This is a genomic window from Winogradskyella helgolandensis (genome assembly GCF_013404085.1).
GTDB lineage: Bacteria > Bacteroidota > Bacteroidia > Flavobacteriales > Flavobacteriaceae > Winogradskyella > Winogradskyella helgolandensis.
In genome coordinates this window covers 2,725,598-2,748,154 of sequence record NZ_JABFHO010000001.1, presented here as the reverse complement: position 1 = coordinate 2,748,154, position 22,557 = coordinate 2,725,598, and the positions used below count along the sequence as shown (strand labels likewise).

18 protein-coding genes and 1 other RNA gene are annotated in these 22,557 nt (G+C 32.2%); 11 read left to right on the top strand and 8 right to left on the bottom strand.

Translation table 11 applies throughout. From position 1 onward, the window contains the following. The first annotated feature begins 63 nt into the window (after positions 1 to 63). Positions 64 to 306, top strand: a complete 243-nt coding sequence (locus HM992_RS11485; protein WP_179319755.1) for a putative signal transducing protein — start codon at positions 64 to 66, stop codon at positions 304 to 306. Positions 307 to 443: 137 nt separating this feature from the next. Here HM992_RS11485 and HM992_RS11480 read toward each other — a convergent pair whose 3' ends face one another. Then, positions 444 to 2,069: an ABC-F family ATP-binding cassette domain-containing protein gene (locus HM992_RS11480; RefSeq protein ID WP_179319754.1), complete on the bottom strand. Its 1,626-nt coding sequence runs from the start codon at positions 2,067 to 2,069 to the stop codon at positions 444 to 446. A 337-nt stretch (positions 2,070 to 2,406) separates the two neighbouring features. Here HM992_RS11480 and HM992_RS11475 point away from each other — a divergent pair, with 337 nt between their 5' ends. Further along, positions 2,407 to 3,873, top strand: a complete 1,467-nt coding sequence (locus HM992_RS11475; protein ID WP_178985120.1) for a TlpA family protein disulfide reductase — start codon at positions 2,407 to 2,409, stop codon at positions 3,871 to 3,873. A 43-nt stretch (positions 3,874 to 3,916) separates the two neighbouring features. On the opposite strand, the gene fsa is transcribed toward HM992_RS11475, so the two are convergent. The 4 genes from fsa to ffs form a co-directional block, all read right to left on the bottom strand. Continuing rightward, entirely contained in the window at positions 3,917 to 4,570 is a 654-nt protein-coding gene (fsa, locus tag HM992_RS11470; RefSeq protein ID WP_092467406.1) for a fructose-6-phosphate aldolase, read from the bottom strand. 100 nt (positions 4,571 to 4,670) lie between these two features. Further along, positions 4,671 to 5,084 (bottom strand): hypothetical protein, encoded by a 414-nt coding sequence (locus HM992_RS11465; protein ID WP_179319753.1) that lies wholly within the window; start codon positions 5,082 to 5,084, stop codon positions 4,671 to 4,673. A 45-nt stretch (positions 5,085 to 5,129) separates the two neighbouring features. Then, entirely contained in the window at positions 5,130 to 5,933 is an 804-nt protein-coding gene (locus HM992_RS11460) for an SDR family oxidoreductase (RefSeq protein WP_179319752.1), read from the bottom strand. A gap of 144 nt (positions 5,934 to 6,077) precedes the next feature. Beyond that, positions 6,078 to 6,176, bottom strand: an RNA gene (gene ffs / locus HM992_RS11455) — signal recognition particle sRNA small type. Positions 6,177 to 6,275: 99 nt separating this feature from the next. Between ffs and HM992_RS11450 the strand changes: the two genes are divergently transcribed. The 6 genes from HM992_RS11450 (at position 6,276) to HM992_RS11425 (ending at position 11,903) form a co-directional block, all read left to right on the top strand. After that, positions 6,276 to 7,304, top strand: coding sequence for a glutaminyl-peptide cyclotransferase (locus HM992_RS11450; RefSeq protein ID WP_179319751.1), 1,029 nt, complete (start codon positions 6,276 to 6,278; stop codon positions 7,302 to 7,304). A gap of 9 nt (positions 7,305 to 7,313) precedes the next feature. Then, positions 7,314 to 7,703 carry an acyl-CoA thioesterase gene (locus tag HM992_RS11445; RefSeq protein WP_178985116.1) on the top strand — a complete coding sequence of 130 codons (390 nt, stop codon included), beginning with the start codon at positions 7,314 to 7,316 and terminating at the stop codon, positions 7,701 to 7,703. A gap of 83 nt (positions 7,704 to 7,786) precedes the next feature. Beyond that, positions 7,787 to 8,560 carry a peptidase associated/transthyretin-like domain-containing protein gene (locus tag HM992_RS11440; protein WP_179319750.1) on the top strand — a complete coding sequence of 258 codons (774 nt, stop codon included), beginning with the start codon at positions 7,787 to 7,789 and terminating at the stop codon, positions 8,558 to 8,560. Positions 8,561 to 8,673: 113 nt separating this feature from the next. After that, the gene (locus HM992_RS11435) at positions 8,674 to 10,251 is read left to right on the top strand and encodes a right-handed parallel beta-helix repeat-containing protein (protein ID WP_179319749.1); all 1,578 of its coding nucleotides are present in this window, start codon (positions 8,674 to 8,676) and stop codon (positions 10,249 to 10,251) included. Between the two features lie 2 nt (positions 10,252 to 10,253). After that, entirely contained in the window at positions 10,254 to 11,192 is a 939-nt protein-coding gene (locus HM992_RS11430; protein ID WP_179319748.1) for an alpha/beta hydrolase, read from the top strand. Between the two features lie 87 nt (positions 11,193 to 11,279). Beyond that, complete coding sequence (locus HM992_RS11425; RefSeq protein WP_179319747.1) at positions 11,280 to 11,903, top strand: hypothetical protein; 624 nt, start codon at positions 11,280 to 11,282, stop codon at positions 11,901 to 11,903. A gap of 118 nt (positions 11,904 to 12,021) precedes the next feature. On the opposite strand, the gene glgP is transcribed toward HM992_RS11425, so the two are convergent. Both glgP and HM992_RS11415 read right to left on the bottom strand, forming a co-directional pair. After that, on the bottom strand, positions 12,022 to 13,662 hold the full coding sequence (glgP, locus tag HM992_RS11420) for an alpha-glucan family phosphorylase (protein ID WP_179319746.1): 1,641 nt from the start codon (positions 13,660 to 13,662) through the stop codon (positions 12,022 to 12,024). 229 nt (positions 13,663 to 13,891) lie between these two features. After that, on the bottom strand, positions 13,892 to 15,166 hold the full coding sequence (locus HM992_RS11415) for a serine hydroxymethyltransferase (protein ID WP_178985110.1): 1,275 nt from the start codon (positions 15,164 to 15,166) through the stop codon (positions 13,892 to 13,894). A 109-nt stretch (positions 15,167 to 15,275) separates the two neighbouring features. On the opposite strand from HM992_RS11415, the gene fahA reads away from it, so the two are divergent. Beyond that, positions 15,276 to 16,568 carry a fumarylacetoacetase gene (gene fahA, locus HM992_RS11410; protein WP_178985109.1) on the top strand — a complete coding sequence of 431 codons (1,293 nt, stop codon included), beginning with the start codon at positions 15,276 to 15,278 and terminating at the stop codon, positions 16,566 to 16,568. Positions 16,569 to 16,778: 210 nt separating this feature from the next. Here the strand turns inward: fahA and HM992_RS11405 are convergent, their stop codons facing one another. Beyond that, positions 16,779 to 18,671: a M61 family metallopeptidase gene (locus tag HM992_RS11405; RefSeq protein WP_179319745.1), complete on the bottom strand. Its 1,893-nt coding sequence runs from the start codon at positions 18,669 to 18,671 to the stop codon at positions 16,779 to 16,781. A gap of 85 nt (positions 18,672 to 18,756) precedes the next feature. Between HM992_RS11405 and HM992_RS11400 the strand changes: the two genes are divergently transcribed. Beyond that, positions 18,757 to 19,764: a glycosyltransferase family 2 protein gene (locus HM992_RS11400; RefSeq protein WP_179319744.1), complete on the top strand. Its 1,008-nt coding sequence runs from the start codon at positions 18,757 to 18,759 to the stop codon at positions 19,762 to 19,764. 772 nt (positions 19,765 to 20,536) lie between these two features. Then, on the top strand, positions 20,537 to 22,462 hold the full coding sequence (locus HM992_RS11395) for a BatA domain-containing protein (protein ID WP_179319743.1): 1,926 nt from the start codon (positions 20,537 to 20,539) through the stop codon (positions 22,460 to 22,462). Positions 22,463 to 22,557 lie beyond the last annotated feature (95 nt).

The window sequence follows — 22,557 nt, the reverse complement described above, 5'->3', positions numbered from 1 at the left end:
TTATTTAAGCATTTATATCAATAAAATTTCGTAACTTTTCTTAAACATTTAAATCTAATTATTATGAGCACTACAGAATATACAAAAGTCTACTACGGAAATTTTATTTTAGTTACACGCGTTAAAGATGAATTGGAACATGCAGGCATAGTTCCTATAGTTAAAGACGAAGGTGAATCACAACGTTTAGCAGGATATGCGTCCATGAATCAAGGTTTTCAAGAAGTCTATGTTCATAATGATGAGTTAGACAAAGCTATGGTGATTGTGAATCGTGTTAAAGCTGAAATGGAAGCGGCTTCTTAATCCGTTGTTAATAGAATTATAGAGTTTTTTTATTTTTCTAAGCTTACATTAGATTTGTCTACAACCGAATCATTATTAAACAAAAAAAATGCTGGTATCTAAAATACCAGCATTTTTATAATAAAAAAGTATAGCGCTTATAAAGCTACTCCATACATACTTTCTCGTTGTTCCTTTATCTTCTTATCACTCATATACTCATCAAACGACATATAACGATCAATAACTCCATTTGGTGTTAACTCTATAATTCGGTTACCAACGGTTTGTGCAAACTCATGATCGTGAGTAGTTAGCATAATCGTTCCTTTAAAGTTTTTCAATGAATTGTTAAATGCTGTAATACTCTCTAAATCTAAGTGATTTGTTGGTTCGTCTAACATTAAAACGTTAGCTCTTGTCATCATCATTCGGCTTAACATACAACGTACTTTTTCACCTCCAGATAACACATCAGATGTTTTCAACGCTTCTTCTCCACTAAAAATCATCTTTCCAAGGAAACCTCTAATATTTACTTCCTCACGCTCTTCTTCTGTTTGTGCCCATTGACGTAACCAATCGACTAACGATAATTTATTATTAAAAAAGGCGCTATTGTCTAATGGCAAATACGATTGTGTTGTAGTCACTCCCCAATCAAACTTCCCTGAATCGGCTTGTTCATTTCCATTTAATATTTGATAGAATGCTGTAGTAGCTCTAGAATCCTTAGAGTATACAACCACTTTATCCCCTTTATTTAGGTTGATGTCAATATCTTTAAATAAAACATCTCCCTCTAAACTTGCCGATAAGCCTTGAACATTTAAAATCTGATCTCCTGCTTCACGATCGCGTTCAAAAATAATAGCTGGGTAACGACGGCTTGAACGTTTAATATCAGAAATATTCAACTTTTCAATCATTTTCTTTCTACTTGTTGCTTGCTTCGATTTTGCAACGTTGGCAGAGAAACGACGAATAAAGTCTTCTAATTCCTTCTTCTTTTCTTCGGCCTTTTTATTCTGTTGTGCGTGTTGTCTTGCAGCTAACTGAGACGACTCATACCAGAAGGTATAGTTACCAGAGAAATGGTTAATTTTCCCAAAATCGATATCAGAAATATGCGTACAAACTGAATCTAAAAAGTGCCTATCGTGAGATACAACAATCACACAGTTTTCGTAATTAGCTAAGAAATTTTCTAACCAAGAAATGGTTTCGTAATCTAAATCATTGGTAGGCTCATCCATAATTAATAAATCTGGATTCCCGAATAATGCTTGTGCTAATAATACACGTACTTTTTGCTTACCATCTAAATCTTTCATTAAGGTATAATGATACTCTTCCTTAATTCCTAAATTAGATAACATGGCTGCAGCATCACTATCTGCATTCCAACCATTCATTTCTTCAAACTGAACCTGAAGCTCACCTATTTTCTCAGCATTTTCATCCGTATAATCTGCATAAAGTGCATCTAGCTGAGACTTTAATTTGTGTAAGGGCTTATTTCCTTTTAAAATAGTTTCAAGAACTGTGTCTTCATCATGTAAATTGTGATTCTGTTCTAAAACAGACATACGTTTGCCTGGCTCTAAATGAACGCTTCCAGAAGTTGGATCCATTTTACCTGCAATAATCTTTAAAAATGTAGATTTTCCGGCACCATTGGCTCCAATAATTCCATAGCAATTACCATTATTAAACGTGGTGCTAACTTCATCAAAAAGTATGCGTTTTCCGAATTGAACCGAAAGATTAGAAACTGATAACATGTCTTATAATTTTAATCAATAATCCTCAATACTTATTGAGGCGAATTTTTGAGAGTGCAAAAGTAGAAAATTAAACGTTAAATATGCTACTTTACAATATTTTCAATCTTAAAAAAGCCTTAAAATTAGAATTCTAATCGTTTATGAATGGTTTTATATCTGATAAGAAAAAAGTACATAAGAAATTTCAAATTGAATAAAATAGCACATGCAACACATCTAAGATTTATGCTTTTGGCTGAAATAATTAGAGACATTTTCAAGATTTAACGAGGTATTAACAACAGTTACACAAAGCATCTTATATTTTTGTTTACTAATCTATTATATTTTTTATATGCTAACATTCCGTATCGCTTTTACTGTTGCTTTGTTATCAACTGTACTTGGATGTCAATTCAAAGGTAGTAACGCTAGTGACCATGCGTATATTGGTGGTGAGATTATTAACCCTAAAAATAACAGCGTCGTTCTTTATAATACTAAAGGGCAAATTATAGATTCAATTACCTTAGATCCTGATAACAGGTTTATTTATAAAATAGACAATCTTCACCCTGGTTTATATTCTTTAACACATGGAGGAGAATATCAAATGTTATTGTTAGAACCTAATGATAGTATTATGTTTAGACTAAATACTTATGACTTTGATGAGTCTTTAGTTTTTACAGGAAATGGTGCCAGAAAAAATAATTACCTCCTTAAAACCTATTTATCTAACGAAAAAGAAGCGAAGCAGTTAGTAAAATATTCTAAAATGGAACCCGAGGCGTTCAACACTTTTGTTGAAAACCGAAGACAAAATCAATTAAATGCGTTCCATGATTTTTTAAAACGTAATGAAGAATCAGAATTCTTTAAGTCTATAATAGAAGCGAATATTAATTATAACGCTTATGCTGATAAGGAGATTTATCCTTTTGCGTATTTTGGAAATAATAAACTCATCCACATTAAGGACTTACCTGAGGATTTTTTTGGACATAGAAAAAACATAGATTACAATGCCACGCATTTAAGTCGCTTTTTTGCTTACAACCGATTTCTATTTTCTCACATCGATAATTTAGCCATTCACGATTACTATAAGAATAATGCTTATCACAGTAAATTTAATAGACATGCGATGGATTATAACAAGTCTAAATTAGATTTAATAGATAGTATTGTTACAGATCCAATCATTAAAAATAATTTATTAAAATATAAAGCGCGAGAGTATATCAGTTATAATCATACTGAAGATGAAGCTAATGAATTACTTAATTATTACTTAGAAAAAAGTACTAATGAAGAGGATAAATTGTACATGAATGATTTAGTCTCTTCTTTAAAGTTATTGCGACAAGGTAATCCATTACCCAATATTTCTATTGTAAATTATAACGATACAGAACATTATATTAATTCGATCATTACTAGACCAACAATAATTTATTTCTGGTCGTCTAATTCTAAATCACAATATAGAAATAGTCATTATATGGTAGATAAGTTGAAAGTAAATTTTCCTCAAACGGATTTTATCTCCATTAATGTCAATGATAATAATGATAAATTCTGGAAAAAAATTATTGATAATTACAATTTCCCTACGATCAATGAATTTAAATTCAAAAACTCAAAAGAAGCACGTAAAATACTAGCTGTAAACTACTTAAATAAGTGCATTGTAGTTGATAAAAATGGCATTATTTTACATCCTAATGCTAACATCTTTAATTCTAATTTTATCGAAACGCTTGAAGACTTATTACAACAAAAGCACCTTATTGTAAAACAAGATGCTCTTAATCTTTAGTTATGTAGTTCTCACTTCATAACTATTTATTTGTTTGCTTAGCTTAATTCCCTTTATTGTAATCTGCTAAGAATTTTTCTAAACCACTATCTGTTAATGGGTGTTTCAATAATCCTGTGATAGAACTTAAAGGCCCTGTCATAACATCGGCTCCTAATTTAGCACAATCAATAACATGCATGGTATGACGAACAGACGCAGCTAAAATTTGTGTTTCAAAAGAATAGTTATCATAAATATGGCGAATCTCTGCTATAAGGTTTAAACCATCTGTAGAAATATCATCTAAACGACCAATAAATGGAGATACATACGTTGCACCAGCTTTGGCAGCTAATAACGCCTGACCAGGAGAGAATACTAAAGTGACATTTGTTTTAATGCCGCGATCCGAAAAATACTTACAAGCTTTAATACCATCTTTAATCATTGGTAATTTCACTACAATCTGATCGTGTAATTCTGCTAAGGCTTCACCTTCTCTAACCATACCTTCAAAATCGGTAGAAATAACTTCTGCAGAAACATCACCCTCTACAATATTACAGATCGCCACATAGTGCTTCATAATATTGTCTGTTCCTGTAATGCCTTCTTTAGCCATTAATGATGGGTTTGTAGTTACACCATCTAAAATACCCATATCTTGAGCATCTTTAATCTGCTCTAGGTTTGCTGTATCGATAAAAAATTTCATAAAAACTTGTTTATTATAGTTATGTTTTTGATAATCGCGAATTTACGACTTTAAGCCTCATTTACAGGAATGATTTTTCAGAATATATTAACAATCAAATCTAATTAATAATTATTGTAAATGTCTTAGATGTTGAAGACGCGCACAAAGCATCTTCGTATTGCCCAGACTCTTCATCATAATACTCTGGTGGATCAACATAGAGATGAACTTTAAAAGTATACGTCCCAGAAGTCCGCGGTATTCCTTCTATAGAAAGCGTTCTGAAATTAGCAAACATTTGCAACCCTTCTGGTAAGTCATCATAGATTTCGTAGGAATACCCATAATCATCGTCGTTAGGTTCGTTTTTTATTTCGGAAGTAAAATCTTCATAGTAATAACTGTTTACATAGCCTACATCAAAAGATTTGTTTGGTATTTCTGGCCTTTTATTGATAATACACTCTATTATATTTTCGCAACCAAAGCATAAAAAGCAAACTATTAAAGGGATAAATTTGAAGAGTTTCATTATGATTGGTTTAGTTTTTTCACCTCAAATAATGTACCACAATACTTATAATTTATAATGATTCATCAATAACTTCTCGTAAGTAGAATCTGGAAGAATGCGTTTTAAAACAATTGAGAATTTCTGCATAAAAGCTCCAACCTTATAATGGATTTTCGGATTTTTAGTCTGAATGATTTTATAGATCGCTTCTGCCATTTGCTGCGGATCACCTCCACTATCCACGTGCTCATCCATCATGCTTAACGTTTTTCCATAAGTCGCTTTATATGGAGAATTTTCTAAAGCCGGAGCGTGATAACGACCAGCTGCTATATTGGTTGCGAAATCACCAGGTGCCACATTAGTCATATTAATATTAAACCCTTTTAATTCCATTCTAAAGGCTTCCGTAATTAATTCTAGAGCACCTTTACTGGCACTATAAACACCTCGATATGGTAAACCCATATAACCAGCAATAGACGTAACATTAATAATTAAACCTGAATTCTGTTGTCTCATTATTGGTAAAACAGCCTTGATCACATTGATTGGTCCAAAAAGATTAGTTTCAAAATTGCGCTTTATTTCTGCATCAGGAATTTCTTCAATAGGACCAGTAATACCTGCTCCTGCATTGTTTAAAAGCACATCTATTTTAGATTCTTTAGTTAAAACTTCAGCTATACATTTAGAAATCGTTTCAACTTTGGTAACATCTAAGGCTACAATAGGAAATTTACTATTTGGATACTTATCAGGATTTCTGCTAGTACCATAAACCTTAAACCCTTTTTCTTGAAGACATTCACCAACAGATTTTCCAATACCTGAAGAACCTCCTGTTATTAATACAACTTTAGACATACCATTTTATAAATTACAATATCGAAAATACAAATTCTGAAGTTAGTAAACTTTTTATATCATACTAACCTAAAATTAGTACCTATATAAACTGAAAAAATCTCGATTCGCCAAGGCGTTCAAGATTTGAGTTTAGGGTACAAAAAAAGGCAAGCTACCTACATCACACCGCTACGACCATTTACCTTTGCTGCGTTCCCGCCCTGGAGGATTCAACAGGAGCTGGTTGTGTAGGACTTGCCAGCTGCAAAGATACAATCTTTTAATACTTTCACAATAATTATTTACAGATTTTTAAACTGAATTTAATTTAATAACTTGCTGAAAATTCAAACCAACGTTATGCACATTTCTAAATATTTCATCCTCTTAGCTTTAAGCTTATTTTTATCTAATTGTGGTGAAACAAATGCCTCTAAAATTTCAAGCTTATCGATTAATACATCGGTAAAATCATTAATGCTTGGTGATACCTTAAAACTTTCAATTAATAATCCTAAGCACCTTGAAATTGTGAAGGTTAGCTATCAATTAAACGGTAAACCCATTGAAAATACTCATATTTTAGATCAGGTTACCTTAGGTAAAAAAGAAATCACTGCAACAGTTAATTTGGGAGATAAAACGGAAACGTTTTCTAAATCCGTTCAGGTTTTTAATAATATAATTCCTTCATATTATAAATACGACGTTATAAATACCTATCCTCACGATATTACATCATACACACAAGGTTTGGAATTTTATAACGGTGAATTATATGAAAGTACAGGGCAAAGAAGAGAGTCTAAACTTAGAAAAGTGAATTTTGAAACTGGCGAAGTTCTAAAAAACATCAACTTAGATGATGATCATTTTGGTGAAGGGTTAACGATTCTAAATGATCAAATTTATCAATTAACATGGCAGGCAGGTATTGGGTTTGTTTACGATGTAAATACCTTTGAAAAAATAAAAACATTTAACTACGGAACAAGTAAAGAAGGTTGGGGAATTTGTAATGATGGTACAACACTTTACAAATCCGATGGTACTGAGAAAATCTATCTTTTAAACCCGAAAAATCTTAGTGAAAAAGGCCATATTGAAGTTTATACTGAGAAAGGTAAAATCCCGAATTTAAATGAAATGGAGTGGATTGAGGGTAAGATTTTTGCTAATATTTACCAACGTAATGGTGTTCTTATCATTAACCCAAAAACTGGAGGAGTTGAAGGTGTAATAGATTTTAAACCTTTAAGAAAACTAGTCACACAACATCCTGAGTTAGATGTTTTAAACGGTATTGCATACCATCCAGAACGCAAAACTATTTTTGTAACAGGAAAAAATTGGGACAAGATTTTTGAGGTTAAAATAATGAAACAGTAATATACTATTATGCAAATATTCGAAAAAACCATAATAGTTTCTGAAGATGACATAGACGATCTTAATCATGTTAATAATGTACGTTATGTGCAATGGATTCAAGATATTGCAAAAGATCATTGGTTGGCTTATGCCACAAAAGATATTTTAGAAACCTACTCATGGTTTTTGGTCAATCATTTTATTGAATATAAAAATCAGGCGTTATTAGGAGATAAGTTACTTCTAAAAACTTATGTACCAAAAATTGAAGCCGTTTCTACCACAAGGTATGTTGAAATTATCAATGCTAAAACCAATCAGTTAATTGTAAAGTCTAAGGCAAAATGGTGTTTGATTGACAATGGCACACAGCGACCTACGCGTATAATTCCAAAAATAGCTGAACTTTTCAATTAACATTTCATTAGGTTAAAGTTTATTTAAAACCCAGATTCCTTTCAACTTAATCACTTTACTTTAACGCATCAATCAAATCAACCATGCGTCTATTTATCCTTTTAATCTTTTTGTTAAGCTTGCCTTTTACGCTAAATGCCCAGATATTAACAGGTAAAGTTTATAATTCCAAAACAACCATAGAAAATATAAAAGTCTTTAATGACACTCAAAATCGTGTAACGGTAACAAATAAAAATGGAGACTTTACCATCAATGCTGCTGTAAATGACACGATTCTTTTCGAATCCTTATTTTACCACCCAAAAGCCGTAATATTAAACGAAAGTCATTTTGAAGGCACTGCCGTTTTTGAGCTCAAAGAAATATTAACAGAACTTGACGAAGTTGAAGTAAAAGCAGCACCTGAAGAACTTGTATTTGTAGAAGAAACCTATAATATTGAACTTAAAAATATAATTCAGGAAGACATAAAAAATCATCCAGAAAAATACAAACCTGCAGGAGCCACTTACGGTCCAGATATTTTTGCTATTATTGGCTTAGTTGCTGATCTTCTTAAAAAGAAAGACAAATACATTGCACCAACCTACCAACCAATTACCTATACACAAATGGATTCCCTATTTAGTAAGAGTTCCTTTTTCAACACACAATTAATTACTGATAATTTAAAGATTCCAAAAGACAAAAAATACCTCTTTTTTGATTTTTGCGAGGCTAAGCAAATGAGTTCTAAATTACTTAAAGAAGAGAATAAGATGCAATTCTTAGAAGAATTAGTGGTAAGTAGTCAGCTATTCTTAATACTTTTAGAAGAATATGGAGACAAGAGCGTTAAGAAAAATAAAGATTAACCACTCTCAATCCTGAGAAGACAGGAATGACAATCTTCATATATTTATAGGTAACTATAATAAATCCTAACTTCAAAAGTTATATTTTTAAGCCTTAATTATATTTATCACTTATGAAGCGATTGCTATCATTGTTACTTTGTTTTGGAATTTTACTATTTTGGAGTTCTTGTCGTAACGATTTTGAATTTACACCAAGCAAAGGAAACCTTGGTTTTGCCCAAGACACCATTTACTTAGATACTGTTTTTACCAACATTGGCTCTAGCACCTACAATCTTAAAGTGTATAATCGTAGTGATGATGATATTGTAATTCCGACCATACAATTCGAGAATGGCGTGAATTCACGTTATAGAATGAATATCGATGGCACTACAGGATTAGAAGGTGCTCAAGAAGGTAAATTCTTTGAAGATGTAGAGTTATTAGCTAAGGATAGTTTATTCATTTTTATAGAAACCACTATTAATATTTCAACTTTAGGAGCTTTAGAAAATCAGTTTTTATATACCGACAAAATTCTATTCGATTCTGGAAATAATCAACAAGACGTTGATGTGGTTACCTTAGTAAAAGACGCTGTTTTTATATACCCAAGTAAAGATGACACCACAGGTATCGTTGAAACCCTAAGTTTTGATGTTGATGGTGATGGTACACCAGACGAAACCACATTAGAAGGTCGTTTTCTTGCTGATGATGAATTAACATTTACAAACGAAAAACCCTATGTTATTTACGGTTATGCAGGTGTTGGAGCTGGAAAAATTTTAACCATGGAAGCGGGCGCACGGGTGCACTTTCATGCGGATTCTGGAATTATTGTCACAAATAACGGCTCACTGAATATTAATGGTACATTAAGTCCTGACCAAGAGACTTTAGAAAATGAAGTGATTCTAGAAGGTGATCGCCTAGAGCCACTATACGAGGATATCCCAGGACAGTGGGGAACCATTTGGTTGTATAACGGCAGTGAAAATAATACTATTAATTATGCTACGATTAAAAATGCTACCATTGGTATATTGTCTGAAGGAAACCAAGATGCACCAAGCGATAAATTAACGATAAGGAATTCTCAAATTTATAATGTCAGTAGTTTTGGAATATTAGGACGAGCTACATCTATAAGCGCAGAAAATCTAGTTATTAATAATGCAGGTCAATCTTCATTTGCGGCAACGTATGGTGGAAAATACAACGTGACCCATTCTACCATTGCGAATTATTGGAATAGTAGTTTTAGACAGTATCCTGCCCTACTCATAAACGATTATGTTCTTGACGAAAACAACACTGTTTTCACAAATGTATTAATAGAAGCCAATTTTAATAATTGTATTATTTATGGTAATGATAATCCTGAATTTTTACTTGAAAATGAAGGAGATGAATTTAATTTTAAATTTACAAATTGCTTATTAAGATTCAATAATAACGAACTTTCCGGTAGTGGTAATTATGATTTTGAAGACGAATCATTTTATTTGGGCAATGTATTTAATGAACAGCCCTATTTTGAAAATACTTCTGAGAATATGATGCGAATTGGTGACGATTCTGGAGCAAATGGCATCGGACTATCTACTTTTGCGGCTCAAGTGCCTTATGATATTTTAGATAAAAACAGAACTGCTTCCCCAGACGCTGGTGCATATCAGAGTGTAGTATTTGATGAAGACTAATTATGCTGTCTAAGAAACGTGTAAAACTCTTAAAACGTGCTTCAATAGTTACACTAATTTTTGGGTTCTTAGTTATACATTTTTTTGTGCCTCGACTTATTTCTGAAATTCGGAATCCTGTTGTAAGTTTAATAAAACGAAACAAAAATAGTAGCTTCAATATCACTACTAAAAAGGATTCAAAATTGAAACAAAAAGAAGTCGTGTTTAGTTCTTTTGACGGCCTTAAGTTATCTGCACGATTGACGTATTCTAGCTTAGATTCAGCAAAAGGAACAGTAATTTTATTGCATGGCATTCGTGCTAATAAAGATCAATTCAAAAATGTAATTGATTTCCTATCAGAGAACGGTTTTAACTCAGTAGCATTAGATTCTAGAGCTCATGGAAAAAGTGAGGGCAGTTTTTGTTCCTTTGGTGTCAATGAGAAAAAAGACGTTAAAACACTTATTGATTATTTAATTCAATATGAAAACCTAAATCATTTTGGAGTATGGGGACAATCTCTAGGTGGAGCCATAGGTTTGCAAGCTATGGGTTACGACGAAAGAATTAAGTTCGGCATCATTGAAAGTGCGTTTTCAGAGTTCAGAACCGTTGTTAACGATTATTTTGATCTCCATGCTGGTTTCAGCTACACTCCTTTTTCTAATTATTTGGTTAATAGAGCTGGGCAAATTGCAGAATTTGATTCTAATGATGCTTCTCCAATTGCATATTGCAAAAACATAAATCAACCGATATTAATTGTACATGGTAATGAAGACGAACGCATTAATATAAAATATGCTAGAGCTAATTTTTCAAAAATTCCAAGTTCTAAAAAAGAATTTATAGAAATTGATTCTGCCAATCACTCTAATGTTTGGAAAGTTGGTGGTGATGCGTATTTTGAACGTGTATTAGCGTTTATGAATGAAAACAAAAGCCTTTCAAAATAAATTATCTGACTTTATAAAGCTAATTAAATTCTAGAATTGGAATAATTATTGATGCTTTAAACTTGAAACTCATATAACTCATAAGTCATGATTTTAAAAAAAATATACCTGCTTTTAGCCCTACTTCTTTTTACATCATTTTACTTTAGTTTAAAGGCTCAAAATTCAGACCTGATTAATGCAAGCTTAAGTTTATTAAATAGCGTAAATAATGGTTGCGACTGTTGTAATACACTAAATATGAATCAACCTTTTTATGAAGGAAAAATTATCTTAAAAGACAACACTGTTTACACTGGTAAAATTAGTGTTAATCAACCTTTCGAGAATAAAATGATTACTATTTTGAATATTGATAACAACTACACCCCTATTGATAACGCCTTAATTAAAGAAGTTCACTTAGAACATACTGAAAATAAAAACCTGACAGAAACCAAGTTTATAAATCTGAATAGTGATGAACGATTATACAGATTAATCTATCTAAATGAATCTTTGGTTACTGTATATGATTCTTCGAATAAGCTATTTGACGATTTATTAGTTGGACGAATAATTATTAAAGAAAATAACACACTAACAGACACATGGAACTTTTGGTCTTCTGGACCAAAGAAAGATCTGATAAATTATATAAATGAAAGAGATTTTACCAATTTTAAGCAAAGAGATTTTGAGTCTTTAAATGACTTATTTGCTAAATTATAATAAGTAATTATGAATATAGAAAGCCTTTCAATTTAGTTTGAAAGGCTTACTATATTAAGATCGAACAGGTTTTAACTTCGTCGACTACGCTCAGTCACCAAATACATATCTGTTATATTTAAAATAACTTCTGATAATAATCATCGGCCATTCTTCGACTTGTAAACTCTGGTATCACACCATCCATAGCACTAAAAACAATATCCTGCCATTTCTTAGGTTCATCGTAATACGTTGAGATTACTTTGTTTTCTAAAATATCATATAAATTATCAGCATCAATTTTATCTTGATCCCAAACTGGTAAACGATAATCTAATTCTGGTAAAACAAAACAATTCTCTCCGTCTTTTTCAAACTCAGGAATCCAACCATCATTAGTCGATACATTTACAGAACCATTCATAGCAGCTGTCATACCACTTGTTCCAGAGGCTTCTCTTGTAATGCGTGGCGTATTTAACCAAATATCGGATCCACATTTCAATTTTTTAGATAAATCAATTTCATAACCGATGAGTACCGCTAAATTGTTTTCACCTTTAGATTGATTTACTAAATAATTAAAAACATCGATGGCTTGATAGTCGAAAGGATACGGTTTACCTGCCCAAATAATTTGAACCGGATACTTTTCGTTAGAAATTAATCTTTTAAAGCGTTCCATATCATGCAATAATAAATCGGCTCTTTTATAACCAGCAAATCGTCTTGCCCAAACAAAAGTCAACACTTTAGGATCAAACGTTTTACCTGTTTGTTTGTAGACTTCATCAAACAATTCCTTTTTTAGAATGGTTTTTCTAGTCTTATAAGCTTTGGCTTTTTTATTTGTCCATGCTTTTTTAATACTAGCATCTTGCCAAAACTTCTGATTTTGTGCGTTAGTAATTGGAATAATTTCACTTACGCCATCATAATCCTTCCACATATCATTAGCCACTTTAGCATGCAATTTTGAAACACCATTGGCTTTTTTCGCCATTCGCAGTGCAGCAATCGTATAATTAATCATGCCACCATTCACGGTTTCTTGTTGCAATTCTTCTTCAGAGAGTGTTCGTCCAAAAAAGCCGCATCGGTTTAAATGTCTCGCTTCGCGCTCTTCATTTCCTGCTTTTTCTGGTGTATGTGTTGTAAAGACCATCTGATCTTTCTTCACCCCTTTATCTCTTAAATAATAAAAGGCAGGCAAGGCATGTCCTTCATTAAGATGATAAGTATCTGCACCTCCTAAAGCCTCCACAACTTTAGCACCACCAATGCCCAAAATGATACTTTGCGAAATTCGTGTCACAGGATTGTTATCATATAAATGATTCGTTATCGTACGAGATAAATGATCATTGCCTTCAACATCTGTGCTTAAAAAGTACATGGGTACGGTTCCAAAAACTTCAGGTTTTAAAACATAAGCTCTCACTTTTACATATGGGTTATCGTGTAGCTTCACCTCTACTTCTATTCCTGTATCTTCAAGAAAATCAAAATGCTTTTCGTTAAATTCTGTTCTTAAAGTTTGGTCGTCATTTCTAGCTTGATCGTAGTAGCCGTATTTCCAAAGCATACCAATACCAATCATGTTTTGCTTTAATTCAAAACCAGATCGCATGTGCGAACCTGCTAAGAAACCGAGTCCTCCTGAGTAAATATTAAAAGATTGATCAATCCCAAATTCCATACTGAAGTAAGCAACTTTCTTCTTGTACTTTGTTGCTGGTTTATAAGGGTGATACCATGTATTATATTTGTTTTCCATTTGAAATAATTTTAAAACCGTAAAATTACCACAAAGCAGCTATGGTAACATATGATAAATGTCACTAAAACACACCTTAGTGTTAACTTTTTTTTGAAAATTAATCTACGAATAAAAAAAGCCTTTCAAAATAAATTGAAAGGCATTCTTATTTATACTCTAAACTTTACAGGTTTTGAGATTGACTACACTTCGTCACCAACACCTGTCAGGTATATTTTTTTGATATCTATGCATTAAACAATGCACGTCCACCCATCAACGCATTTACTTTTTCAGCAACACCTGCTAAAACTGTTTCGTTTTCATGATTGGTAAGTGCTTCATCTACTAAATCTACGATATATGGCATATCGCTTTCTTTTAAACCTCTTGTAGTCACTGCTGCAGTTCCTATTCTAATTCCAGATGTTACAAAAGGTGATTCTGTATCAAATGGCACCATATTTTTGTTTACTGTAATATCTGCTTTTACTAAAGCGTTTTCAGCATCTTTTCCTGTAATATTTTTATTTCTAAGATCAATCAACATCATATGGTTATCAGTTCCACCTGAAATTAAGTTATAATCTTTAGCAACAAAAGCTTTTGCCATAGCAGCTGCATTATGTTTTACTTGTAACATATAATGCATAAAGTCATCCGTTAAGGCTTCACCAAAAGCAATAGCCTTCGCAGCAATAATGTGCTCTAATGGTCCACCTTGATTTCCTGGGAATACAGCAGAATCCAATAAACCAGACATTTTACGAAGCTTACCGTTCTTTAATGTAATTCCGAATGGGTTTTCAATATTTTCACCCATCATAATCATTCCTCCTCTTGGACCTCTTAACGTTTTATGAGTCGTCGTTGTAACAATATGGCAATGTGGCATTGGATCACTTAAAATACCTTTAGCAATTAATCCTGCAGGATGTGAAATATCGGCTAATAAAACAGCACCAACACTATCAGCGACTTCTCTAAACTTCGCAAAATCCATATCACGTGAATATGCGGAAGCACCAGCAATAATCATTTTTGGCTTTTCCTTTTGCGCTTGGTCTGCTAACATATCGTAATCAATATAACCTGTATCTTTCTTTACTCCATAAAAAGTAGGACGGTATAATTTACCCGAAAAATTCACAGGAGAACCATGCGTTAAGTGTCCACCATGAGACAAATCGAAACCTAAAATAGTATCACCAGGATTTAAACATGCGTGGTATGCAGCTGTGTTTGCCTGACTTCCGGAGTGCGGTTGTACATTTACATATGCAGCACCAAATAAGGTTTTAGCACGATCAATAGCAATTTGCTCAACTTCATCAACAACCTCACAACCACCATAATAGCGTTTGCCAGGATACCCTTCAGCATATTTATTAGTTAGTACAGAACCTGCAGCTTCCATCACCTGGTCGCTCACAAAATTTTCTGATGCTATTAATTCTATGCCATCAATTTGGCGTTCTTTTTCGGCTTTAATTAATTCAAATATTTGTTCGTCGCGTTGCATAAATAATGTTTTGTTAAATCAATACAAAAATAGTGAATACATTAGTTTAAATATCAAAAATTATGTAGGTTTGAATGAATTTAATGAACAATTAATCAACAATAACTCTATGCCATTATCCGCTAACAATCCAGATCGTACCTCATGGTTACATGTCGGTAAAAATTCAGATTTCCCAATTCAGAACATTCCTTTTGGTGTTTTTTTAACAAGAGACGACATTATAACCATTGGAACACGAATTGGAGATACTGCAATTGATCTTGGTGCATTACATCAATTAGGCTATTTTGAAGGGATTCCGTTAACAGACGATATATTTCTTCAAGATACATTGAATGATTTTATTGCTGACGGCAGAAAAACTTGGCGTTTGGTTAGAAACCGAATCGCTCAGATATTTGATGCCGAGAATGAAGCCTTAAAAAATAACAATCCACATAAAGAAACCATTTTATTTCGTTTAGATGAAATTGAAATGCAACTACCAATTCAAGTTGGTGATTATACAGATTTCTACGCAAGTAAAGAACATGCTACTAATGTTGGTACTATGTTTAGAGATCCGGATAACGCATTAATGCCAAATTGGGTCCATATGCCAGTTGGTTATCATGGACGTAGCTCGTCTATTATTCCTTCAGGAATTCCGATTCATCGTCCGCAAGGCCAAACATTACCAGAAGGAGCTAATCAGCCGGTTTTTGGACCGTCTAAATTAGTAGATTTTGAATTAGAAATGGCTTTTATTACGACAGATGCTAACGACTTAGGTGAGCCTATTCCTATTGAAGAGACAGAGGAATACATCTTCGGGCTTGTATTATTTAATGATTGGTCTGCACGCGATATTCAGAAATGGGAATATGTCCCATTAGGACCATTCTTAGGAAAAAGCTTTGCATCTTCAATGTCTCCATGGATTGTGACTTTAGATGCATTAGAACCGTTTAGAACTGAAAGCCCAAAACAAGACCCTAAACCGTTAGAGTATCTTCAAACTAAAGGAAAAAAGAGTTTTGATATTAATTTGGAAGCTGCAATTCAACCAAAAGGCTCAAAAGAAACTACAGTTAGTAAATCGAATTTTAAATACATGTATTGGAACATGGCACAACAATTAGCACATCATACGGTTAATGGTTGTCCTATAAATTCTGGGGATATGATGGGCAGTGGAACCATTTCTGGCCCAACACCAGATTCTTACGGTTCTATGTTAGAACTAAGTTGGAAAGGAACAAAACCTTTAAAAATGAAAGATGGTACTGAACGTAAATTTATCAACGATTACGATACGGTTATTATGAGAGGTTACTGCCAAAATGATGATATAAGAATTGGTTTTGGACAGGTTAAAACACAGTTATTACCAGTATTTAACCCTAAGAAAAAGAAGTAATTTATTCTACTATAAATTATAAAAGGAAGACTAAGTCAATTGACAGAAGTCTTCCTTTTTTTTTGATATCATCTAAAAAAAAATGGAATTAAGTTAATAACGTTTTAGCATTTTTAAAAATCCAAATAAAAAAACCAGAGAACATAAATTCTCTGGTTTAATTTAAAAACTGTCAACCTAAATTGATTTAGGACGATATAAATATTTAAACTACCCTTTCAACCAAGCTGCTCTTACTTCTTTTTGAGCTTCAGTAGCATTCTCATCCTCAATTATAGATTCAGATGGTGCGTAAGCCTTAGTTAGTTTTGTCTTTATTTCTATTGGCTTACCATCACGCTCTAAATCCATTGTAATCTCTTGTCCTTCTTTCCATTCAAACATTCCACTTATCACGTCATTAGCGTTATACACTGTTAATTCTCTGCCATTTACTTTCTTAATCACATCACCAGCAATAACACCTTGTGATTTCCAAAAGGAGTTATTTAATACCATTGGTGAAAAGAAAATCGTTCCTTTAAGTTGGTCACCATCAAAAATAATATTTTGTTCACCAGCAAAAATATAATTAGTTTCCATGGCTGTTTCACCTAAAGTTAAACCAACTAATGCTAAATAATCATTGTAATTAATTGGTAAATCACCTTGAACATGCGTCCTTAAGAATTCACCAACACTTGGATAGGTCATTGCAGTAATTTCAGCAATAAGATTATCATCAACAAAAGGTTTTTCTTTTCCGTATTTAGCAGACAATTCTTTCATTAAGGATAACATACTTCTATTACCATTACTTTCTTTTCTCATTAATATATCAATACACATACCTATTAATGCTCCTTTATAATAGACATTATAATAATTAGTGGCATAAGGTTCGTTTAATACATTTTCACTCATAATTGTGAAACTCATAGCATCATCCCAACGCTTAGAGGTTTTAATTTTAGAATACATCGTATTGTAAAACTTACTGTTATCAATTAAACCTTCATACACTTGAAAATGTTGCGCAAAATACTCAGTCACACCTTCGTACATCCACAAATGTTTAGAAAACGTTGGTTTGTTATAATCAAAATAATGAACATCTTCAGAATGAACCGATAACGGAGTTACAATATGAAAAAACTCATGTGCAATCACATCTATCACAGACTCTTTAAGACTTTCAGGACTTTCATCTTCGGCAAATACACCTACTGTAGACGTATGATGTTCTAAAGCCCCAAAGCCTTTAGGATCGGTCTGACCACCTCTAGATAAATATAAATAGATATCGTATCGTGGAGTGCTATTGACATCACCTAAATATCTTTTTTGTGCCTCCATCATTGTGTAAACCGTCTCTTTTAAACTTGCTGCAGTATGTTTACCTGTAGGAGAATAAAGACTTAAGACAATTTTAATATCACCAACCATAAACTCCTCAACATCTAGTTTTCCATACATCATTGGATTATCAGTAATATCAAAATAGCGTTGACCAAAATAACTAGTTGTCATAGACTTACCATCTTCACTAACCGTCGTTCCTTTATCTTCTAATGCAGAAGTTCGTACAAAATCAGAAGGTGCTGTTATATCTACAGTATATTGAGCATTCTTTAATGCATCAAAATAACCAATAAATCCATGCAGATTTAATACAAAGTTTTCATCTTCAATATTTGTGCCTGCTGGAGAAAATGGCTCTTCACCACCAATACCTCCAACACTTTCAATATCAAAAGTATCATTAACATAATACTGAAGCTTATCTAATTTTTCAGCATCTGCAATAGTCCATGTATTGTCATCAACTTTTGTTGTAGCAAGTTCATTTCCATCATAATCTAAGGCTTTAAAATCGTCAATATATTTTCCGTAATTACCAATTGAATAAGTGCCTTGCACGACTCTTGGTAATCTATAGGTAACCGTTTCGGCAGTAAAACGACCAGGATTAATAGTTACTGGTACCCGATCATTATTTACCGCTGTTAAATCTAACGCTGTTTCAATAGGATGACTTACGGCTAAATCATCTACTGCTGGTTTTGCAGATCCACAACCGACTAAAACGATACTTAAGCCAAGAATGGCAAAATAATTCTTCATGTTATAATTTTATTTTTTTTTAATTGACGCACAAATCTACAATCTGTTACTACTAAAAACCTAAAGGTTTTGTTAAATTCGCAACATGTCACAACCGTTAGTTAGCATCGTTATTCCGTTTAAAAATACAGAAGCATTTATAAAAGAATGCATTACGTCCATTTTAAGGCAGACTTATTCTAATTGGGAAGCTATTTTTATTGATGATTATTCTGAAGATAATTCATACAGCATAGTTGAAAACTACACACAACAAGATTCTAGGGTAAAACTATATAAAAATAGTGATAGCGGAATTATAGAAGCTTTAAAAACAGCATACAAACACAGCTCCGGAAGTTATATCTCCAGAATGGATAGTGATGATATAATGACACCTACCCGACTTGAGACCATGGTCTCTAATCTTGAAAAATACGGCAAAAAGCATTTAGCTATCGGACAGGTAAAATACTTTAGAGCCGATGGGTTAAGTGGTGGCTTTGCACGTTATGAGCAATGGTTAAACTCGTTAACGGTTGAAGGTAAAAACTATTCTGAAATTTATAAAGAATGCGTCATTCCATCTCCTTGTTGGATGCTACATCGCGAAGATTTTGATGCCTGTGGAGGTTTTAATTCCGATATTTATCCCGAAGATTATGATTTAGCATTCCGGTTTTATAAAGCTAATTATACTTGTATTCCTTGCGATAAAGTGTTACTTCATTGGAGAGATTATAGCACAAGAACATCAAGAACACATGAGCATTATGCAGAGAATTCTTTTCTAGATCTAAAAGTAAAATACTTTTTAGAGTTGAATTATGATGCCTCACGACCACTAGCAATTTGGGGTGCAGGACACAAAGGAAAAACATTAGCCAAAATATTGTTGAAACAAAATATTCCGTTTAACTGGATTTGCGACAACCCTAAGAAAATAGGAAAACATATATACGACCAAGAACTTTTTAATTTTGATTATTTAAGTGAACTAAAGAATCCGCAAAGTATCGTTACCGTTGCTAATTTGGAAGCTCAAAAAGAGATTAAACATTATTTTGAAACTCAAAATATGCAAGCGATGATAGATTATTTCTTTTTCTGTTAAATTTCTCAAAAGCGGAACGGGGTAATCTCTTTGTATTCTATATATTTGAAGTATTAAGACCTTTCCAGTTTTCAAAACCTGAAAGGTCTGTCAAAAACTATAACAGTAGTCATTCTAATGAATATGAAATTAAAACTAGTATTTTTTTTTCTTTTTTTTATTTCGTTCTTTGGATGGTCTCAAACTGACAAGTATGACTATAAAGATGGATACAATTTCATATCTAAAGCTGAAAAATCTTTTAAAAAGAATAAGTAAAAAAAAGCTGAAGAATATTTAGTAAAAGCGAGAAATAGCAATTACGGTTTTTGTGGTAATTCTTGGGCAGGAGCTTATAGTTCTATTGAACTTTTAGAAGCTCAAATTGCGAATAAAAAGAAAAATTACGATCTTTCTTTAAAAATTTTAGATTCAATTAATGGATGTAGTTATGGAGGCGATTGCAACAGAAGAGATGTCTTAAAAATAGAAACGCTTTTCCTTAAGCATGGAAAAAACGAAGTAATTAATGCTTTTAAGAATGTAACTGAAGTAAATGAGAACCATGATGATACGAATAACCCATACTCAGTATTTTTAAAAGAATGTAATTACAATTTTAATTTTGGAGGCAGTTATAGTACTATTTATGTGGATAATAATGGAGAACCGATAGAACAAGAACAGACGAGCAATAAATTTATTATTGTCGCTAGAAAATATAAATTTTATAAATTAATTGAAAACTAAACTGCATATAAAATGACAGTTGAGTAAAAATTAAAAATAAAGAATGCAGTTTAAAAACCCCGAATTACTTTACGCCTTATTTTTGCTAGTCATTCCTATTCTCATACATTTATTTCAGCTTCGTCGTTTTCAGAAAGTTGAATTTACCAATGTTAAGTTTTTAAAATCAGTTAAACTTCAAACTCGTAAAAGTTCACAACTTAAAAAATGGATTACTTTATTAACACGAATGCTCCTCTTAGCATGCGTAGTTATAGCATTTGCACAACCTTTTATTCCAAATACTGAAGATTTTAACGACGCACAAGAAACGGTTATTTACCTAGATAACTCCTTTAGTATGGAAGCCAAAGGTAGCAATGGCACACTGTTAAATGAAGCGATTCAAGATATCATTAACACCTTACCCGAAGATGAGTCTATCAGTTTATTTACTAATGATGCAACATTCAAAAACACGACTGTTAAGGCTCTAAAAAACGATTTAATCCAATTAACACATTCGCCAACACAACTTAATTATGATGCTGTATACTTAAAAGGAAAACAATTGTTTACTAATCTAGGTGCTGCAACTCAGAATTTAGTTTTAGTCTCTGATTTTCAGCAAAAAGGGAAGCCACTTAATTTTGAAGTTGATAGTACTATTCAGCTAAAATTGGTACAGCCAAAATCAGTAATTACAACTAACATTAGCATTGATAGTGTTTATGTTACCAATGCAACAGCTGAAACCATAGATCTCAATGTAAAATTATCTAACACAGCTACACCTATTGATAATGTTTCTGTTTCCTTATTTAATGATGACATTTTACTCACAAAAAGTGCCATAGATATTAATACAGAAGCCGAAACGACCTTTACAATTGCAAACAATAAAGTCATTAATGGAAAATTAGTAATTGATGATGCTGGTTTGCAATATGATAATTCGTTCTATTTTAATATAAACTCGAAACCAAAAATTAAGGTTTTAGCAATTAATGAAAATGCTGACGACTCCTTCTTGGGACGTATTTATACAGCGGATGAATTTGATTATAATAGTTTCAAACTAAATGCACTTAACTTCAAATTGATTCCTGAGCAGAATTTGATTATTTTGAATGAGCTCGAAACCATTTCAGATGCTTTAAAAACAGCTTTAATTGCATTTAAAAATGATGGTGGCAAACTACTAATAATTCCTTCGGACACTATTAACTTAAACTCCTACAATCAAACACTTAAAGAATTAATCACAAATGAATTCGGCAATCAGAACACTAATGAGAAACGAATCACTAGCATTAACTATAATCATCCACTTTTAGCGAATGCATTTTACTCTAAAGTAACTAATTTTCAATATCCCAAAATCGAAAAATCGTATCATTTTTCTTCAAATTCAAATGCTGTTTTATCTTATGAAGATGGTACTCCTTTTTTAGTTGGCAATACAAATGCCTATGTGTTTTCTTCAGCATTAAACTCAGATAATTCTAATTTTAAAAACTCGCAATTAATAATTCCTGTATTGTATAATATGGGATTACAAAGTTTAAAATTGTCTCAATTATATTATACTATAGGTGATTCGAATTCTATTGCTGTTCAAACTTCAATAGGTCAAGATGATATATTAACTTTAGATTCTGATGACATTTCGGTTATTCCACTTCAAAAAACGTATAGTAAATCTGTAATTTTAGAGACAGAAGATTATCCAAATACAGCTGGGATTTTGAATGTTAAGAATAAAGAACAAGTGCTTCAAAATTTAAGTTTCAATTACAATAGAGCTGAAAGTAATCTTAATTATTATGATTTAGGCACGTTAAATAATGCCACAATAGATTCTAGCTTAGCAGCAACTATTAATACGATAAAAAGTAACACAAATGTTAATGCGCTATGGAAATGGTTTGTTATTTTTGCACTAGTATTTTTGATAGTAGAAATTTTGCTTTTAAAATTTTTAAAATAATTATTTCAAAATTCAAAGTGTTATAAAGTTAATGATGTATTTAGGCCGCCTGAATATCAAATAACTTAATAAATAGTCACCGAAACTAACATATT